This window comes from Pandoraea sp. XJJ-1 (assembly GCF_026802345.1).
Classification (GTDB): Bacteria; Pseudomonadota; Gammaproteobacteria; order Burkholderiales; family Burkholderiaceae; genus Pandoraea; species Pandoraea cepalis.
On the sequence record NZ_CP113827.1, the window covers coordinates 69,265 to 89,661 of the forward strand.

Here is a 20,397-nt window from a genome sequence, read left to right on the forward strand (position 1 = left end):
CGACGATGTAACGAACGTAACCGGTGTAATGGTTGTAACCGAATGGGGCTCGCCAAGCGGTGCCAACGGGAGTTGTGCGTCATCGGAGAAGTTGATGACTCAGTCCTCACAGAGTCCGGTCATGTTCTTCGGTGGGCTATTACGGAGCATCTTGATATTTCGCTGGACAATCTGTAACGCGACTACTGTCGGCTTTCGCCGTCGAATCTCATTGCCGTCCAAATCACGACCGAGATACGACCATGTGGCAGCGAAGTCCTCGGCGACAAATGGCAGCAGCTCGCCACTGAACGAGTCTTTGTAGAGGAGCAGTCGGCCGTGCCCATTTGCGTTGGTAGAGAATGCGCTGTCGCCACTTTGAGGAGCATCTGCCGGCGCATCCACCCATTGCGCGAGACGAGGAGAACGCTTTTCGAAGTGGGTGTTGAAGTCCTCGAAGTATCCGGGCAGGGACAGCAGGGATACTGCGATGTCACCTTGATCGAATGAAGACTGGGTAACGGTCCAGGCGTTCAACGAAGCTGCTGGTGCCGAGATAATGATTCCGTCGCGGATAAACCGTTTGGCCAGGGCTTGGTAGGCATAAAAAGCGCCCAGCGAATTCCAATGCGTATCCGTACGCGTGTACATCTCGTACGGAGTGTTACGTTTCGCATCGTTCAGGGCAGGACGAAGGTCAACCACCCGAAGTCCGGGGAGTTCCACCTTGAAATAGTCGAGCAGTTGATCAAGTTGGGTCGTGCCGTTGGGATTCACATGAATCCCCAACTGTTCGGGGTAGACGTACTGCTTGTCGGGGGCGACGATGAAATAGAAGGGGATCCCGCACGCCGAGAGCGCGTTTTGCGTGACCCCAAGATTCTCCACGATCGCGCGCAACTGGCCTCGAGAGAGCGGGTCCTTGCCTCGCACATCGGCAAAGTGTGGTTGGCCAGGGACGTAGTATTGATCGAAAAAGAGCCACTTATTGGGGCCAACGACGACATCCTGATTTGTCGGCGACCCGGTCCGCGCGATTTGCAACCGTGAGCCGTAATACACGAGTGCATCGCGCATGCCAAAGCGATCGCTGAACCAACGTTCGAGACTTTGCAAAGAGCGTATCGAGAGATCAGGGAATGGCTCTAGCACCCGGTTTTCATGAAGAGGCGAGGGCGCGAAGCTCGCGCGGCCGAACCATGCGATCGGCAGCGCGATCAGCGAAAAGAATGCCAAAGGCACCGCCACCCTATTTAGCTTCCTCAGCCAGGTCAGAGGTCGTTTCGCCCGAGGTTGAATTTCGACGTTTTCAAGCATGACGGGTCAGAAGCGGAAATAGATGAACGGGTTGTACTGCCCAAGTGCGATCGACATCGTCGCGAGGACGAGAGCGGGTGTGACAAACGCGGCCGCGACGACACCGTCGATGTTGCGCGACACTAACCAGGCACGTACCGAGGTGAGGCGTTCGAGTGCCCAAGGGTAGAAGCCAGCCGCCAACACGATGGCGGCAGGTATGAGCCATCCGAGATGGCCAGAGAACAGGGTCTTGACGGTTACCGACGGATCTGTCGGCGTGGATATGCCGGCGAGTGCCCCGAAATAGCTCAGCGCGCGGTCTATGCTGTCGCCTCTGAAAAGCACCCACGTCAGCATGACGGCCAGGACGAGGTAGCCGTGGCGAGCATATCGCCACGTGGCAGATCTCGACACTACGTTCGACGGAACCAACTTTTCGAGAGTAAGCAGGGCGCCATGCGCCGCACCCCAAAGCAGGAAATTCCAGGTTGCACCATGCCAAAACCCAGTCAGAAGGAATACGATCCAGAGATTCCGAAGGGTTCGGCTCGTACCGTCCTTGTTGCCGCCGAGTGGGATGTACACGTAGTCACGAAACCATGTCGACAGAGAGATATGCCAGCGGCGCCAGAAATCCTGCATCGACGTCGCGGCGTAGGGATAGTTGAAGTTCTCTGGGAACCGGAACCCGAACATGCGCGCGAGCCCGATGGCCATATCCGAATAGCCGGAGAAATCAAAGTAGATCTGCAGCGTGTAGCACAGGAGGGAGAACCACGCTACAGATGCTGACAGTTCGCCGGAGGGTACGCTAAAGCCGGCGTCGGCCACGATCGCCAACTGATTGGCGATAAGCACCTTCTTTGCGAGGCCCATGGTGAAGCGAAGCGCGCCGGCCGACGCGTCATCGAGAGTAGCGATGCGCGCTCGAAGTTGTGACTGAATGTCTTTGTATCGGATGATCGGACCCGCGACCAGTTGCGGGAACAACGTGATATAGAGACAGTAATTGACGATACTTCGGTTCGGTTGCGCGTTTTTCCGGTATATGTCGACAAGATACGAAATCGCGTGGAACGTGTAGAACGAAATGCCAATCGGCAGAGGCAGCGGCCGCAGCTCCAGCGGATCGACGCCCAAAGGCGTCAAGATCCCATTCAAGTTTTCAACAATGAAGCCTGCGTACTTGAATGCCCCGAGAATGAAGAGGTTGATGCCGACGCCAATTCCCACCATCCGGAGACGTTTTTTCGCTCGATCGATGCTGATGGCCAAGCGGAAGTTGATGCCGATGGACACCATCATCAAGATCAAGAAGCGAGGTTCGCCCCAGGCATAGAAAACGATGCTGGCCAGCGCGAGCGTCAGGTTGCGCCACGCGCGCGGGGTCAAAAAGTACGCGGCCAATGTCATTGGGAGAAATAGTCCCAAGAAGGCGATACTGCTGAATACCACGGGGAAATCCTCTGAATCTATTGTCTGGTCCGAATGCCCGTGCTTAACGACACTTCGATGCACATTCGGGGGTTGTTGTAATGACTGCCGTTGCGGCACCGGAAATCGTCGCAGTAGCGCGAAGTAAACTTGGCGATTGATCTGGGGAGGGAGCGGTCGGCGCTGTACCGGGCCGAGGAAAACGGGAGTATTACCTTAGCTCTCGCGCCTCATTTGCTTTCTCATCCGCATAAGTTCCGATGTCGCGCGCGACGGCTTCACCCGCTGCCGTTGCTGCTTGCATCAGGCGCGACGGGTCGTTGAGCAGATCCTGTAGATCAGGTGTGCGAGTTACCGTTTCATTCAAGTCGGTAGTATCGCGATTCACACTCGCCAATGTCTGCGTCTGATTCGCCTCGTCGGTCAGCGTGATCGTGCCTTCGCTTACGCCCGTGCGCGTCGTGGCCCGCTCGCTACCGCTCTCCATTTGCGGCAACATCGGAGAAATCCCACCTGCGTTCTTGCCGGAGCGATTGCCCGTCGTACGCTCGTTCGCGCCGCCATTACCAAGGGTGCCCCGCCACCGGCACCAAAAGTGTTGGCGCTGCATTCCGAATGGTTCTCAATGTCGGAGAACGTCAACGTGGCTGTCGTCAGTTGATTCAGATCGAACTGCGACAGTGGCCTGGGCATCGGGAGGGCGAACTCATCAAAGGCGCTTTCAATCGTTCTTGCGTGGGCACGCTGGTGGAGCGCAAGACGCGCTTCGTGGTGCTGTGCCGTATGGACGGCTGCACGGCCCTGGACGCATTGGAGGCCTTCACGCGCCAGATGAAGAAGCTGCCGGCGTTTCTGCGCGAGAGCCTCACGTACGATCAGGGCACGGAAATGACTTGTCATGTCGAACTGTCCAAGCGATTGAATCTCGATATCTGGTTTGCCGATCCGCACGCGCCCTGGCAGCGTGGCAGCAATGAGAACAGCAACGGCTTGCTGCGCCAGTTCTTGCCAAAGGGCATAGATTTCTCGAGCGTCAGCCAGACACAACTCAACGACATTGCCAAATTGCTCAATGGACGGCCGCGTCAGACGCTCGACTGGGACACGCCCGAGGAAGCAATGGCCAAGGAATTGGAAAAGGCTGGATTAGCCCAACGTTGCACTTGACTCTTGAGACCTCCCTCCACAAGCGGCGAACCCGGCGCTGGCCGGGTTCGCCGCGTCTACTTCGACTGATTCTCTTCGTCGTCCTTCGACTTGTAGCTGTCGCGTGCTTTCTTGTTGCTGCTGTCGAACGGCTTGATTCTTAGTAGCGCTGCACGACTTGTCATCCCTCCCACTGCGGCTATGCCCAAACCGACGAGTAGCAAGGCCCCGCTCCAAATTGATGGCTCAATAAACTTGAACGTGTAATACATAATGCTAAATCCGGCCGCGATCAGGCATAGCCTGAACCATCGTGTGAAGTTCCCTTCCTCAAAAATCTTAATTTTTTTCATCTTTCTTTTCGGATCCATTCACACTTTTAATTGCCTTGCTCCAGTATTTATTGATGAGATCCTGCGTGGACTGTGACGCACTACTGGTGTTTATAGCGTTCGCAGCCTCGTTGATCGCAGGCCCAAAACCTGGAAACCTTTCCGACGCCGCGCTAACCGCAATCCCGACTCCGCTAGAAACCCAATATTGACCAACGTCCGGCTTCGCTATCTGTACCACCGCGTCCGCCGCCATGCCCGTCGCGGTTGCAACGTAAGATGCTGTGGCCAATCCCGGTGCAAAAGGCGAAGGTATGGACGCTCCAGCCGCAGTGGCTGCTCCAAACCGGCCTGCTGCAGTTGAGACGCCGCTCGCCATATTGGCCACAGTACCTCGGACGTCCGTCTTAGCTGGCGTCGGCGCGTATGTGAAGTTACTCGGCACGTGCCCTGGGGCGGCTGAGTCGTAGTTCGCCATAATTAACCCCTGCAACTCCTGATTCGGCTCCTGCAATGACTCAACTATCAACGGATTTCCGTTGGCGTTGGTCAATCCTGTGTTAATCCATCGTGCGCCCGGATCTGTCGGCGTGCGTCCATTTAGTTCCTCAGCCACGCCTGCCGGCACCGATCTCCCGTCCGTTTGAGAGACGCCCATAATTCTCATCTGGTCTTCGACCTGTTCCTGCGTATAGCGGCCGTTGCTTTTTGCTGCAATGTGCTTCGCCAAGGTCCGCTCATCCGGATGCAACTGCCGATTGAACCGATCCGCATTGAACCCAGTAAACGCCCCCGAGGTTCCGCCCGCCACCGCACCTACCGCAGTACCTACGCCCGTCGCCACAATCTGACCCAATGCCCGATCGATATCGGCGTTGCCCGTCGGACTGGCATTCTTAATCTCGTCACTCAGCTTGTTTAGCACCGGACCAAGCTTTGACGTCAGCCCCGCACCCAACGCACCACCCAGCGCATTGCCGCCCCCGAGACCCGCCACGATCGCCCCACCTGCCGCGTGCATCGTTGCGCGGTAGTCGCCGCCTTCGGACCAGTCTTTCGCTTCCTGTAAGTACTGAGCCTTCAACGCGGGATCGTTGGTCTTCTCCGCCAGCTTTCGCGCCTCATCGGCTTTCCTATCCGCATAAGTTCCGATGTCGCGCGCGACGGCCTCACCCGCTGCCGTCGCCGCTTGCATCAGACGTGACTGGTCGTTGAGCAGATCCTGTAAATCCGGTGTGCGAGTTACCGTCCCATTCAAGTCAGAAGTATCGCGATTCAAACTCGCCAGATCCTGCGTCTGCTTCGCCTCGTCGGTCAGCGTGATCGTGCCTTCGCTTACGCCGGTGCGCGTTGTCGCACGCTCGCTTCCGCTCTCCATTTGCGGCAACATCGGAGAAATCCCACCTGTGTTCTTGCCGGAGCTATTGCCCGTCGTACGCTCGTTCGCACCGCCATTCCCAACGGTAGCGCCACCACCGACACCAAAACTATTGGCGCTGTATTCCGAATGGTTCTCAATGTCGGAGAACGTCAACGTGGCTGTCGTCAGTTGATTCTTTGACGGATCGGCTGTGCTCGCAATGTAGGCACCCTTCAGATCGGTGTTACCCATCACGCCGACGTCAAACCCACCGCCGCCCGCCTGGATTCCGGATTGCTCCTCCACGCCCGCATAGTTGCCGCTCGCATTTCCACGGGAGAAACTGAGGCTGCCGGATGCGCCCCCCATACTGACGCTTAGCCCACCGCCCATGCTCTGCTGATGTGCGGAACTCTCGCTCGTATCCTGCACGCTGGCGATGTTCAGATCGCCGCCTACGCGCGCAATCACCTTGTCGGCATTCACGTTTGCGCCGACGATATTCGTGTCGCCGCCGCTCGCGATCACCGCCGTCTGGTTCGCGTTGATGTGGGTGTTGTTCTGGAATTTGGAATCCGAGTTGGCATCGCCGTTCGACTTCGAGAGCGACGCCGATACGCCCCATCCGCTCGTTCCGTAAGACACGCCTACGCTGCCGCTCTTCGACTCGTTCTCGCTGCGCGACGACTCGGTGTCGGTGCTGTGACTCAGGTTGACCTGATTGTTGGCTTGCAGGAGAACGTCCTTCGCATCGATGTTCGAGCCGATGATGTTGACGTTGCCTTTCCCCGACGCCGCATCCCCGGTCGCAATGAACGCCGCCGTGCCTCCCGCCTTGATGTTGCTCGAAATATTCTGCGCGCTGTCGGACGACGAGGTCGACTTGCTGCTCGACGTCCCCCAGCTCAACTCGATCTTGGCTTCCGGTTTGGCACCGCTGGCGAGCGCATCGAGCGCTCCCTTCCCTTCGCCAAGCGCGCCGACGGCGCCACTGGCCGCAGCGTAACCGCGCAACGCCGAAACACGCGTATCGCCGCCGGAATCCGCCGCCGCGCGCACCTGCCCAGCAACGTTCTGTATCGCGTCGATCACCGGCGACTTAACCGCCAACGTGAAGCCAGAGCTCTTCATCTCGTGCGTTTCGTCGTGATGCTCACGATTGAGCGCGGATTCGACGGTGACGTTTTGCCCGATGCCCGTTATGTTCCCACCCGCGACGATTTCGCTGCCACGAACCAGCAAGTCATTGCCGGCCGCCATACTGACGTTACCGCTAACGCTGCCGATAAGGCTACCCGTTTGGGTCACGCTGCTGTCGTTGGCCCAGTCCTTCTGCTCATTAGTGCCGTACGAAATCCCTACACCACCTGACGAACCCAGACCCGTGCTCGTCTCCTCGTGGAATGAACGGGTCTCGCTAACGCTCTGCGTCGAATCGATCCGTAAATCGTGACCCGCCTGTAGGACGACATCCTTGTTTCCGACAATCGTGCTCCCCCGAACGCTCAAATCTTTGCCCGCAGCGATCGCCACGGTGTCCGCCGAAATCAGGCTGCCGTTGGCTTGGGTGGCTTTCATGTCCAGCGTACTCGTTGTGCTTTTTCCGCTCACCACTCCACTGCGACTACCGTCGTGCCGGCTTTGAAATTCGTGCGTCTCGGTGATTTCACCGATGTTGATGTCACCGGCTGCCGCCAGCGTTGCCGCGCCCTGGGCGAGTGTTATGCCGCTGCCCGCCAGGTTGATATTCTTGCCTGAGGCAATCGTGAGACTGTCGCCGCTTTGCAAGGTTGTGCCGATCACCGCGTCGTCAGATTGCCGCTTCGATTCCGAGTAACTACCGCTACTGTCGCTATCCGCGCTGTTGCTTTGTAACGTTGAGGTCGTCACTGCCGCTCGCAACGTCACATCGCCCTTCGCCGCCAGCGCGCCACCTCCGTTCAGGTTGAGGGCCGCTCCCGTGGCCGTCAGATTACCTCCCACGCCTATCTGCGATACGCCTCCCACCGTGACAGCGCTCCCCGTCGCCGCGTTGAAGTTGGTATCCGATACACCGTTCGCACGCTCGACGACCTTCCGCTCGCCGGTCTGTACCGTGCCAAGTTCCCAGTTGCCGCCAATGGCCATGCCGAGGTTTCCGCCCACGTTCAGCGTGCCTGCGTTCTGCTCGACATTGCCACCTGTCACGATCGCGGCATCGCCCCTTACCGTCACACTTGCGATGGGACCGAGCGTCGTCGAGACGCGCGTGGCACCCGTGGTGCTCACCTGACTGACCTGGCTCGTGATCGTGCTCAGCAGCAGGTCGCCCCCGGCGCTGAGTGTCAGACTTCCGGTGTTCACTGTGGCCGAACTCAAGTCGACATCGCCCTTTGTCGTCAGCGACATCACTCCGTCGCTTCGCAACCCACCAAATGCATTGTCGATGGACGTAGCATCGATGGTGAGCGCGCGGGTCGCCTGCACCGTACCGCTGTTGGTGAACGTCTGCGCCTGCTTCAGGTCGATGTCGTTCGCCGCGATCAGCGGTCCGCTCATCTGTTGCTGTTCCGTCTGCGCAAGATAGACCACCGGCACCAGCACGGCTTGTCCATCGACGATTTGCGTTTGCATGATGACTACATGACGGGTGAGTGCCGCGACTTGCTCGGCAGACAGGCTCATGCCTAACGACAGGTTCAGCGACTTCGCAAGGGCTGCGCCCGAGTTCATCATCGCTTCATACATCGCCTGTGTATCGCCGTAGGGACCGAGCACTGCCTTGCCGGTGAGCGCCGTGATCTGGTTTCGCACAAGCTGCTGCTCGTACATGCCATCTCCCAGACGCTTTGCGGTCGTTTGCGGATTTATCCCAATCTGCTGAAGGTAGTAGTCACTCGACAGGAACGTCTTGACGTTCGTAAAGGCAGGGTTTGACTCGATCAGGTATGTCGCGTCCGGCGCGGTGGCTGGCCGGAACAACCCCCCTTGCGGGATTGTCAGGTTGGCAATCACGCTTACCGCCGTGGCCCGCGCGATGACCGCATCGATCTGCACCCTGTTGCCCTGAACGGACGTTGTGACCGCCCTCGTACCGCTCGCCTTGCCGTCCAACGCGCTGATGTTCACGCCGGTCACCGACTGGCCGGCCGCAAGGCCGAGCGGCATCACGCCTGCATTACCAGCCGTATTGTCGATGCTCACTCCCGTCCCCGACAGCGTGCCGCCTGCAACAAAGGTCGATTCGTAGGCGGGCAGAGCGTAGGTTCGAGTATCTGCAGGTGCCACCTGCGTGAAGCCGCCGGGACGCATCGTCACGAAGCGAGCATCGCCGAACGGCAATTGCCAGTCGTGCTTGCTATTGTCGTAATTGTTGTAGTGGTACTGCCCCGAGTACCTGACGCGTACGGCAGGAGCGACCTGGCCTTGCCAGCTATTCTGGTCGAGCGTCAGCGGTGCCGCGATCGCGCCTGCGGCCGACACCGCGCTCCAGTAGTTCTGGAACAGGCCCACCGACGAAGCATTCAAGTCCGCGCCGGACACGATCTGCGCTTGCGGGCTAATCGATGTCACCGTATTGGCCACGGCTGCGCCCGTGTAACTCGTGTAGATGTAGTCGCTGTTCCATTCCCCCCCGTGCGGCGGTTCGACGTACACACCACCAATAGCGTTGGGATCTCGCGTATTGATTTTCCCGGTACGTCCGCTCAGGCTGATGCCAAGACTGGCGAGAAGATCCGCCGAGACTGACGACGTGAATCCCGACGTCTGCATCTGTCGCCGCGTATTCGTGACCTGATTGGCGTGCAGCGCCATATCGCGTGCGGACTGGATCAGGGCCGATTGGTTGCGGATCAGCTTTGCCTGGGTGTAGTTGCCGCTCGCGTCCTTGCCCCCGGCGAGGACAACGCGGCCAAGACCATAAATGGCGGCGGTCGCCTGCGTATCGGTGGCCGTCATGTCGTCGCGGTTCTCGATGATCGGCGCCAGCAGTTCCAGCGTCCCTTCGCTGTTTGTCGCGCCAATGAGCGCCGTTGGACCGACGTTCGATAGTCGCGATGTCGCATTGAGCGATACGTCGCCGCCCACCAGGGTGCCCGTGTTTTGCAGCGTGTTCGAGTGCGTCGTAAGTGTCCCGCCAGCCATCATCGCGCCGCTGTTGGCGATATCCCCCGCCGTGATGTTTAGGTTCTCGACCGCTTCGACCCGTGTGTCGTTCGTGAACGTGCCGGACAGCGTAATCGCAAGTTCGTGCCCCGCAGCCAGCTTCAACGTCGGCGTCATCGCGAAGTCGCCCTCGACGTTCACCGCTACATCGTGGGCCGCACCGTAGGCGCCGCCGCCCGCAAGCGTTGCCGCCGTCACGTTCAGGTCGTTCGTCGCACCGATCTGGCCGCTGGTATTCGTGAGCGCACCCGCCGTCTTGATGGCCACGTCTCCGCGCGAACCGGACAAGTTGCCGATGCCGCCGCCCGTGTTATCGAGCGTGTCGGCATCGATCGAGACGGTCGCGCCGCTCAGTTGTCCGCCCAACGTGTTCGAGATTGTCGAGGCCCTGAGGGCCACACGACCATTGCCCGTGATCGCGCCGGCGCCGTTGACGACCCGCGTGCCGCCCCGAATCGTCGCGTCGCCCGTGCCGAGATTGCCGATGAGACCGCGAGTGTTGTCGATGGACGCGACCTGCACCGCGAGCTTGCTGTCGTCGCCGTCGGCTCCCGACTGGATCCGGCCGTTCGTATTGTCGAGAGCACCACCGCCGATGACGGACAGGGAGGCGAGCGAGCGCACGACCCCTTGCGTGTTGTTCACGTCACCCGACACTTTCGCCGTGGCGTTGCCCCGTGCGGCAAGCATGCCCGCCAAGTTGTTCAGGCTGCCGACGTTCAGCGCCAGTTGCCCACCCGCAATGATTTCGCCGCCTGCGTTCAGCAGCGTCCCCGCACCGTTGCCCGGCGCGATCGTCAGCCGTCCCGTGCCGGACGCAAGGATCTTGCCACCGCTGTTGTTGAGAAGGGTAGGCGCAAGCGTCAGATCCTGGGCGTGACTCTGGATCGTGCCGCCCGCCGAGTTGTCGAGCGTATGCCTGACGTCGATGGTCATCGGCGAGGCACCGTAATGCGTGATCGTTCCCCCGTGATTCAGAAGGTGGGTCGCGGAAAACGCCAACTGATTCGCCTTCACGTTGCCGCCGCTGTTGTTCAGCGTGGCGTTCGTCGTCAAGCTCAGGTTCGGCGCCACGATGGCGCCGCCCTTGTTTGTCAGTGAACCGGTGCGGATCGTCTCGTTCGTGCCTGCGCCAATCTCGCCGCCATCGTTCGCCAGCGTGTCGCTCGTGAGCGTCAGGTCGGTGTTCGACAGCAGCTTGCCGTTTGCGTTATCGACCGCGCCGCCAAGCGTCGCCGTAAGCCCGGTCTGCCCCATGATCAGACCCGCTGCGTTGTCCAGGCTCCTCGCCCGCGCGACGACCTGCCCGTTGCTGGTGATCTTGCCGCCCGCATTCGAGATCGTGCCGGTTCCGTTACCGGCATTCACCGTGAGCGCGCCGGCGCCCGCGTGCGTGATCGTGCCGCCGTGGTTATCGAGCATGGACGGCGCCAACGTGAGATCCACGCTATTCGTCTGCAGCGTGCCGCCCGCCGAATTGTCAAGCAAGCCCAGGACGGCGACGCGCATCGACCCGGTACCCGTCTGCGTGATCGTGCCCGCGTGATTGACGAGATTGGTGGCACCCAGCGACAGTTGTGTCGCCTGCAGAGTCCCAGCACTGTTGTCGAGTGTCGCGGCACTCACCGTCGCGGCCTGACCGGCGACGATATTGCCGCGGTGGTTGGTCAGTTGCGTGCCGGCGTCGATCGTCGTATTCCCCGCCGCTTGCAGCGTGCCATCGCTGTTATCGAGCGACCCGGTGCCGACTTGCAGGTCCGTCTGCCCACTCACCCTGCCTTGGTTCACAACGCTTCCCGCCATGAGCGTGACAGCACCATTGCCGCCGATTACGCACCCCTGCGAACCGGTGGCGGTCGTGCCGATCGTGTTCGTGAGCGCACCCGTGACCGTGACCGTCAGACCATCGCCATTCAGGGAGGTGATGCGGCCCGCCGTATTGTCCAGCGAATCTCCCACAAGGGACAGCGCAGCGCCGCTCTGCAGGGTGCCGCGGTCGTTTGCGATGGCGCCGCCACGCAATTGCATGGTGCCTGCAGAGACGATTTCGCCGCCCAGGTTCGTCAATTGCCCCGAGGTCCGCGCAATGAGCATGGCTTGTGACGCAATCTTGCCCGCCGCATTGGAGAGCCAGGCCGCGTTGAGCGTCACGCCTTGAGCCCCCGCGAGCGTGCCGTAATCGTTGATCAGCGCTCCCGCGACCTGAGCCGTCACTTGCCCCGCTGCGCGCGTGGTCGCGCCAGCGAGGTTCAGGTCGCCTATGCTGGCTATCAACGTCAGGTCACCGTTTGTGGACGTTTCGCTGCCCGCGAGATTGAGCCCGCCGCCCGTGAACATCGCGTTGCCGCCCGCCACGCCAAGGCCGCTCACGTCGAGCTGTGCCGATGCCGCTACCGACAGGTCGCCGCCGCTGCCGACCGAACCGTCGCCGTTCACGCCGGCGCCCAGCGTACCGGTCGATGTCAGGCGGCTCGCCATGACAGACAGATCTCGTTGCGCCGCCAGCGTCCCGTCGTTCGTGACGATGTCCGACGCGCGGAGGCTCGTGCTCTGTTTTGCGTAGATCGTGCCGCTGTTGGCAACGCTGCCCACGTCGATGCCGACGTTGCCGCTCGCGTTCAGCTTGCCGGACTGCACAAGCTGTCCCGCACTGGTAAGCGTGAGGTCGCCGGCTTGCGCGGCGATCTCGCCCGCGTTCGACACACCGACGCCCTTCTCCGTCCCCACCAGCATGATGCGGTTGGCGTACATGCCGCCGAGTGCGCTGACGTCGATCGAGACCCCCGGGGAGGCGCCAGTGCTGCTGATGGCGCTCGCCGAAAGCGTGTCGTGATCGACCTGGTTCGTGCCGGTGATGACGTTCAATGCATTGCCGTAGATCGCGGCATTGGCCTGCACCGCGCGGGCGATCAGATCGACTTGGTCAACGTTGCTCGCGTTCAGCCCCGCGCCCTGAACGGCAATGCTGCCACCCGTCACCTGAAAGCCGCGCAGCCCGCCGTTGGCATCGAGGATCGGTGTGCCGGTCGTAAGAATGCCGCGCGTGGTGTTGATGAAGCCGCCGCCATCGACCACGATCCCCGACCCGTTTGCCACGATGACTTCGGCCCGGCTGCCTGCGACCTCCAGGTAGCCTCTGAACTGGCTCGGTGCGGTGCTGTTGACCTGATTCAGAATAATCCTCGCGGATTGGCCCGGGCCAAGGTTCGGGTTGCCGTTGATCATCCCGGCCTGCTGCGTCTGCGTCATCACGGACGCGTTGTTCAGGATCGCGCCGCCGCGCGGCACGTCGAACTGGGAATAGGTGTTCTGCGACACGCCCGCCGCGCTGGGCGTGTTGATGTTGATTTGCGGGAGACCGTTCGGGGTCTGCACAACGGAAGGAGCTCGCTCACCCGCGCCCGTCACTTGCGCCAGCACCCGCGCGGGGACTGCCCCCAATGTCACGAGGGTGACGAAGGCCACGCATCGCATCGAGAAAAGCGAGACGCACGAGAGGCGCCGCGAAACCTGTCGGGCCGAACCGAGGCGTCGTGTCTGACGGGCATCCGCCTGAGCGCCCGCGCTGACCGTTTCAGCTACCGCCACCAGCATGCCCCGTGGCCGGCTGTACGCCAATCGGAAAAGGTTCTTATTCATTTTCGTGAACGACCTGAAGAGAAATGCCGCGGCGGGGATCCGCCAGGCGGTCATGGAATGCGGATACCGTCATCGCGATGCGGATCGGCTTGCCACCCCGATGCGCTGGAAGCCTCAAAGTTGGGCGGTCAGTTGAAATCCGACCGTGACTTGCGCTGTGGGAAAACCGGATGGCTTGTAGATCGGTGTGCCCAGGAACACGTCGTAGCCGTAGCCGCCAAAGCGGGTGGCAACGCTCCCTTTGAGACCGATGACGGCGCCGACGAGCTGTGTGCCGTCTTGCGCGACGGGTTGCGGTCCCCAGACCCGGCCGTAATCGAGTCCCGCGTACACGGACTGTCCGGTCTGACCGAGCGGCACCTGAAGCTCGTTGCGCCAATAGAATCCGCGCGCGGCCGAGAGCATCGTCTCGCCGTCGAAGCCCCGCACGGTGTAGCGGCTGCCGATGGAAAGGTTGTCGATGTAGTAAAGCGTGTTGCCGGTGTATTGGCCGTGGAAGGTCGTCACGTAGCGAATCGGCTGCTGCGCCACGGCAAAGCCGACGGCGAGGTTCGCGTCGAGCACGGCCATGCGATAGCGGTAAGTCGGGCCTCCCGAGGCCGCGAGAAGGTCATCCTGCGCACCGAGCGCGCCGATTCCTTGCCGGTACGCAAGCGCCGCATCGAGTTGCGCGGCACCGAAATAGTGCCGATCCGTCAGGCCCCACTCGACGAGCGTGTTGTTACGTCGCTGTTGTGTGATCTCGATGTCTTCAATGAAACTTTGACCGAACTGGCGCGACAGCCGGAGCTGGGTGCCAAACACGTGGTTCTGGCTGCGGGAGAGCACGCGGCTGAGCGTGGCGTCGAGCGTCTTCGAGTTGCCGCTTGCGATGAACGTCTCGTTGACGCCCGCAATTCGCTGGTAGTAGCGGCTGGTGTAGGCCGCGAGCGTTGCGCTCCAGTAGCCCCACGGAATCGCGTAGCTCCCATGCCAGCCACGCGAGCCCAGATCGTGGTCTTTGAACAGCAGATCCTGTGAAACCCCGACATTGAAGATGTCGTTCAGGCCGAGCGGGTTGTACACACCGGCCGAGAGGCTGCCTTGCAGTTGACCCGTTGCGCGTGACCCGGCGTTGTCCACAGACGCCACGACGGTCCAGGGTTTGGTGCGCCTTACATCGAGCACAACGTCGCTCTGGCCCGGCAGATCCGCCGGCACGATTTGCATCGAGACGTCCTGATTCGACACGCGCTTCATCTGCTCGAGACCCTGCTCGAGATCACGCAGATCCAGCAACTCGCCGTCACGCGTCGGGAAGGCGCTCTTCCACGTGCCCCGCAGCGCTGGATCGGCAAAGCGCACTTGACGGATGACGCCGGGGATCAACGCGAATCGGAGCGTACCGCTCGCGAGGTCCTGTTCAGGCAGTAGCACGCGCGTCGTGAGGTAGCCGCGACTTAAGACGACCTTTTGCAGGCCTTTGACAAGCGCGTCCAATCCCTGCTTGCCTATGCAGGCGCCGGCATAGCGCCCGACCCAGTCCCGGGCGAACGTAAATCGGCCCAGCGACTGCGTCTCGGCAGCGGTTGCCCCGAGGGTCTCTTGCGATGTCGTCGGGATTTCAAAGACGAATGTGTCGACCCGAAAGCATGGGGTCTCGTTGGGTAGCGCAGGCCAGGCAGGTGCATCGTCACGTGTTGAGCGTACCGATGGCGCGCTGACCGCTGCCTCGCGTTGTTGTGCCTCTCGCTGTTGTTGGATCAACTGGTCTTGCTCGACGCCTGTTCGGGCGGCGGCCGCCGTGTCGGCGGGGGTGGGTGCGGACGTTTGCTGCGCCTGCGCCGCCATCGCGAACAGCGAACAGGCCAGCAGCACGGCTTTCGTTTTGGTGATCGGCATCAGGGCTTTGCGGCGATTTCAAAGTGCGGATTGAGCGAATTACGGTCGACGTGTGGATCGTCATCAACGGCAGCCACTCGCGCCAACGCGCAATCGATCTACGCAGCGTGGGGAGATAACGGCGATGCCGGAGTGGGATGTCACTGAACGTGACGAGGGGGCATTGAGACGTTGGACTTCACCGCGGTAGTGCGGCGGTGGTTCAACGAAAAACGTTAGCAAGACTAATGGTTAAGTCAAAAACAGACTTCTTGTTCTGGTCGGGAATTTTCGAGTCTGGATGCGTCGGGCGCGACGTCAGAACGCGTCGGTCGTCAATGTCGCCCGAAAGGCGGCGGTGGTAGCGGCGTTCGGTTGACGAAGGGCGGAATGAGGGGAGGACGCGCCGAACGGGGGGCGAACGGCGTTGTGCGCTTCGCCGGGCGGCGAAGCTCCGCTGAGTGCGGAGCGTCGTTCAACGGGACAGGAAGATTGTCGACCGCGACGAATCAAGGATCGAGTGTCGGGCTCGTGGCGTGTGCGCGCACCGTGTTTGAGGCGCGCGCGGACTTCGCACCAAATACCCCGGCGGCCGATCCATACGGGGTTGTCAGTCGCGGTGTTATGCCGGTTCGAGTTCCCGGCTGCTGGATTCGCGCATGGCACGAATGGGCTCGGCCAATATCATCGCGTCGACATTGAGCGGCGGCACATCGCCGAACAGCGGCCGATAGACGAAGTCGCCCACGTCGATCGTCTCGCCCGTCAACGCGCAAACACCAGGATGATTCGCCCGGCGAATTCGCCAGATCTGTGCACCGTAGTTGCCGCCCATGGCGTCGTTCCACGACACGGTGATCGTCAGTTCGCTGGAGATCTCCAGCACACGCACGATGGGCGCGCGGCGCGTGTAGGGAATGACGGGCCGGCACACGACCGGTTCGGCATCGAGCATCGCCACGGTGTGTTGCCACACGCCTTGATCGCGCGGCGCGGCGCGCGACGTGCGCGAAGTCCGTGACGTCGCGGACGTCGGGGATGTGCAGGCATCGCGGTGGGTACCGCTTCGTTTGGGGCAGTGAGTTCGGTCGCTTCGCATGGTCAGGCCAGCCGGGTGCGCGGCCCGCGAAGGCCGCCGAGTTTTTCCGCGCCCAACAGCACCGTCGCGCGGGCGAACCCGTGCAGCGCATGCTGATGGCGCCGATACAACATGGCGTGGCTCCATTGCGCGAAGCGTCCGCGCACGATGCCACCCTTGAAAAAGCCGAATCGCCCAAGGGCGCCAAACGCGTTGTAGCCGGAAAGCGAGACCGACGCGCCAGGATCGCGATAGACGAACGGCGGAATCGCGCGTCCCTCAAACCACGCGCCAAGATGTCGGCCCAGATGCGCCGCCTGCTGCGTGGCGACCTGGGCCGTTGGCGGCAACGGGCACTCGCCCTTCGCGGGCACGAGCGACGCACAGTCGCCCAGCGCAAAGATTCGCTCGTCTTGTGCCGTCTGCAACGTTGGACGCACCACGATCTGGTTGGCATCGTTGGTCAAGAGCCCGCCAATGCCCTGCAAGACGTCCGGCGCTTTCACGCCCGCCGCCCACACGAGCAGGTCGCCAGGAATCAACTGGCCGTCGTCACGATAGAAACCGTCGCGGTCGGCGCACACGATGCGGGTGTCCGTCAGCACGCGAAAGCCCAGGCGCTCGAGCCCCGCCTGCGTCGACTCGGACACCTCCGGCGGAAACGCCCCGAGCACACGCGGACCACGCTCGACGAGCGTGAGCTTCAGCCGCTCGCCAATGCGCGGATCGCCATAGCCGGCCGCCAGCGCGAACGTGCGGCTCAGCTCCGCCGCGAGTTCCACGCCCGTGGCGCCGCCACCGGCGATCACGACACGCAGCGCGTCGTCGTTCACGGCGCTGCGCAGCGCTTCACATCGCAATGCCGCTTGAAATGCCTCGGCCTGCGGCTGACTGTCGATGAAATGGCAGACGTCGCGCACACCGGGCAGACACGCATCGTCGGCCTGCGAGCCGAGCGCCAGCACGAGCGCGTCGTATGGCACACGACGCTCGCCCAACAATCGCGAGCCGTCGGGCGCGTCCATCTCCCCAAGCACAACCTCCCGGCGCGTTCTATCCAGCCCGCACATGCGCCCCGCCTGATACGTAAAGCCATTGCCGCACGCATGGGCGAGATATGTCACTTGTGTATGCGTGACATCGCGCGTGCCTGCCGCCACGGTATGCAGCATCGGCTTCCAAAGATGGGTGGGGTGACTGTCGACCAGCGTCACATGCGTCGTGCCGGCAAGCCCGAGCGTGCGGCCCAGCCGCGTTGCCAGCTTCAGGCCGGCGATACCGCCACCGACAATCACGATTCGGTTTGCACGAGACATTTGGGGGAAATGCCAAATTCAACAAGTGATGAATAAGCGCATAATAGCGAGCGTGGCCCCGGCGTGTCAAATGGCAATTGCCTGGGCAGGCAGAGGCGTTAGGGTCGGGTAGACTTGGCGCATTGCTGTCGCGAACTCGACCCACCCATTGCTCCATGACTCCGAACAAAGCCGTCTCGCAAGCTGAACCGCCCCGCAAACGCACACGTGGGCGTCCCACGTGCAACTGCTCGCATGGGGCCGACGCGTTGTTGCTTAACGCGCGGCGTATCTTTGCGCAGCGCGGTTTCTATGCGAGCAGCGTGCGGCAGATCGCGGAGGCGTCCGGGGTCGACGCCGCCCTGATCTCGCACCACTTCGGCTCGAAGGAGGCCCTGTGGATCGCGGTCGTCGATCAGATCGCGACGCTCACGCGCTCGATGATCGAGCAGACGCTGGCGCTGCGGCACGCGCCGCTGGAACCTGCCGAGCGTATCGAGCAGGCGGTACGGGGGTTCGTGGAAGTCGTATTCGAGAATCCGGACATCGGTATGTTCTTCTCGACGGCCGCGACCGAGGAAGGCGAGCGGCTCGACATCATCATGCAGCGACTGGTGCGCCCGTATCGCGACGCGATGGTGCCGCTCGTGGCCGACTGGCTCGAAGCGCAGAAGCGCCCGGGGCAGGACGCCGACGTGATGTTTTTCATGCTGACGTCGGCCATCAGCAAGACAGTGTCGTATCGCCACATGATGGGACCGTTCCTGCCGCCCGAAGGCATGGCCGATCTCAAGCGCACCGTGCTCGACTGCGCGATGGCGCTGATTCGGCAGTGATCCGCCGGCGCAGGCGGTGCGCAAGCGTCTTATAGGCTTTGCGGCACCGCGCCGGCGAGCGTTTTACTGTGGCATCTCCTCCGGAGTATCCGTGCTCGGTACGCGCGTGGCGTCCCCGTTTGCCGAGGTCTCGCTGCCGATCACGCTGATCTCAAACAGCGACTTGCCCGCGAGCGAGCGAGCCTCGGGATCTTCCGGGTAAGTTTTGAGCAACGGCAGGATCACCGAGCCACCGATGACATTGCGACGACTGTTATCCGCCGGCGACAAGCCCCACACGTTCTGATAGGTCATCGGCACGCTTTCGCCGTCGCGCTGCGCATTGCCCAGGTACAGCATGATGTGGCCATTGATATGGATGAGCGTCATCAGCGGCCGGCCGCGCTCGGCCAGCGTGCGCAACCTTGTGTCGATATCGGCGGCGCGCAGGTCGGTGCGTACGCCCGCCCGTAACTGATCCGACGAATGGCGCGGCAGCCACACGCCGAACGGAGCGAAGAGACTGCGCGTTTCTGCCGAGCAGTCGTTGTAGAACAGCGTGTTGCCCCACCCGTACGGACGCCCGATCAGTTGCTTCATCACCTGCGCCATATGACGCGGCGTGATTGTCCATGGCATCGGCACCAGCGTCGAGGCGTCGAGCGCGGTCGTGCGAATGTGTGCCTGACGCCGATGATCGGCCACGGGGAACATCGCGATCTGTTGCCCGTCGCGCAACATCACAGGCAGCACGGTGCCGATCGGTGCAAACGTTCGGTAGATGGGCGCGGTCGCGCCGGGCGGCGTGTCGGCCAAGGCCACGTCGGCGCGCACGATGGCGCCGAGGCGGCGCTGTGCCGCGTCACGCCACGTGGCGATGAAATGCTCGTCGACCGAGGCCACGGTGCGGGCATCGACCCAGCCGATCAGATCCGGCGAATAGACGAGCAGCCACGCACCGTCGGCGCTGCGGGCGAGCGTGTAGACCGGCGTGCCGGGACGCAGCGCGGAGTCCTGCAGGGCATCGAACGGATAGCCTTCGCCCGCCTGATGAAAATCGTAGAAGGCCGGGTCGTGCGTGGGGAGCTGTCGTACCAGCGCGTTATCGACAGTGATGCCGCGACGGCGCGGATCGTATTGCCCACCGGCCTGATCGGCGTCGAGTTGCGCCAGCGCCATGTTGGTTTCGATGGCGCGGATCCACGCCGACGTGTGCGCATGGAAGTTCTCGCCATAGGTCTTGGCAACGCCGGGCACGCCGTTATCGAAACGTCTGGCGCGCCGCGCTTGCGAATCCGCGATCTGCTGCGCACCGGCGGCGTTGAGCAGCGATGTCGACAGCCACGTACCGTTCCACGGCGATGGGTCGCGCGGCGAGATGCCGAAGTAGCGCGCGCGGAAGGCCTCGAACCGACGCGTTTGCTCCTGCGCGGAGAGCAGCGGCCGATCGTAGTCGGGCGCATCGGGCCGGATCCAGTGATCGACGTTCTGATCGTAATGCTCGATGGGGAAGCGGCCGACGTTGTAGTGCGTTGCCGTGCCAGCCGCCGCCGACTGAGACGCCGTGGGCGGTTGCGGTGCGCCTGCGCACGCCGCGAGCACGACGAGCGGCAGCAGCGACGTGAGGCCGGCAAGGCGGGTAACGGGGCGCCGCGGGGCGTTCGAGGCGTTGCGCCGCGTGATGTGCATGACATGCGCGACGGAAGACGTGGCACGCACGATCACGCCGCGCGCCGCAAGGAGGGCACCCATGTTATGCGAAAGAGAGTCCGGATGTCGTCATGCTACTCCATCGACACAGGCGTGAAATTGAAGCGCGCGGCGAGGCATGCAACGAGGCGCTGCCGTGCCTTCGGGGGTGGTGTGAATGCTGTACAAATATACAGTACAATCACGTCAAGCCGAGCGACGCGTGGATGCTGTCAGCGACTGTCGCATCGGCCTGATACAGTAGTTCCCCCGAGGCGCGCACGCGCGCTGTCAGACGTCACGCTGTTCATTGTCAACCAAGCGG

At 62.0% G+C, this 20,397-nt stretch carries 9 protein-coding genes and 1 pseudogene; 2 read left to right on the forward strand and 8 right to left on the reverse strand.

The annotated features are described in order from the left end of the window. Positions 1-99: 99 nt before the first annotated feature. From OYT13_RS00300 to OYT13_RS00310, 3 genes are all read right to left on the reverse strand, one after another. Entirely contained in the window at positions 100-1,296 is a 1,197-nt protein-coding gene (locus tag OYT13_RS00300) for an alginate O-acetyltransferase AlgX-related protein (protein ID WP_268567112.1), read from the reverse strand. A 6-nt stretch (positions 1,297-1,302) separates the two neighbouring features. Next, complete coding sequence (locus OYT13_RS00305; protein ID WP_268567113.1) at positions 1,303-2,733, reverse strand: MBOAT family O-acyltransferase; 1,431 nt, start codon at positions 2,731-2,733, stop codon at positions 1,303-1,305. Between the two features lie 190 nt (positions 2,734-2,923). Continuing rightward, a complete protein-coding gene (locus tag OYT13_RS00310) occupies positions 2,924-3,211 on the reverse strand; it encodes a hypothetical protein (protein ID WP_268567114.1) in 288 nt (95 codons plus the stop codon). Between the two features lie 167 nt (positions 3,212-3,378). Here OYT13_RS00310 and OYT13_RS00315 point away from each other — a divergent pair. After that, a pseudogene (locus tag OYT13_RS00315) lies at positions 3,379-3,879 on the forward strand (IS30 family transposase); the annotation flags it as partial. Positions 3,880-4,197: 318 nt separating this feature from the next. Here OYT13_RS00315 and OYT13_RS00320 read toward each other — a convergent pair. The 4 genes from OYT13_RS00320 to OYT13_RS00335 all read right to left on the reverse strand — a co-directional run bounded on the left by OYT13_RS00320 (position 4,198) and on the right by OYT13_RS00335 (position 17,589). Continuing rightward, positions 4,198-13,335 carry a hemagglutinin repeat-containing protein gene (locus OYT13_RS00320; RefSeq protein WP_268567115.1) on the reverse strand — a complete coding sequence of 3,046 codons (9,138 nt, stop codon included), beginning with the start codon at positions 13,333-13,335 and terminating at the stop codon, positions 4,198-4,200. Between the two features lie 114 nt (positions 13,336-13,449). Next, a complete protein-coding gene (locus OYT13_RS00325; protein ID WP_442796445.1) occupies positions 13,450-15,216 on the reverse strand; it encodes a ShlB/FhaC/HecB family hemolysin secretion/activation protein in 1,767 nt (588 codons plus the stop codon). Positions 15,217-15,817: 601 nt separating this feature from the next. Continuing rightward, entirely contained in the window at positions 15,818-16,171 is a 354-nt protein-coding gene (locus tag OYT13_RS00330) for a DUF3331 domain-containing protein (protein ID WP_174974907.1), read from the reverse strand. Between the two features lie 125 nt (positions 16,172-16,296). Beyond that, on the reverse strand, positions 16,297-17,589 hold the full coding sequence (locus tag OYT13_RS00335; protein WP_268567116.1) for an NAD(P)/FAD-dependent oxidoreductase: 1,293 nt from the start codon (positions 17,587-17,589) through the stop codon (positions 16,297-16,299). 155 nt (positions 17,590-17,744) lie between these two features. Between OYT13_RS00335 and OYT13_RS00340 the strand changes: the two genes are divergently transcribed. Further along, positions 17,745-18,404: a TetR/AcrR family transcriptional regulator gene (locus OYT13_RS00340; protein WP_017233716.1), complete on the forward strand. Its 660-nt coding sequence runs from the start codon at positions 17,745-17,747 to the stop codon at positions 18,402-18,404. 63 nt (positions 18,405-18,467) lie between these two features. Here the strand turns inward: OYT13_RS00340 and OYT13_RS00345 are convergent, their stop codons facing one another. After that, positions 18,468-20,135, reverse strand: coding sequence for an SH3 domain-containing C40 family peptidase (locus OYT13_RS00345; RefSeq protein WP_268567117.1), 1,668 nt, complete (start codon positions 20,133-20,135; stop codon positions 18,468-18,470). Positions 20,136-20,397: the final 262 nt, after the last annotated feature.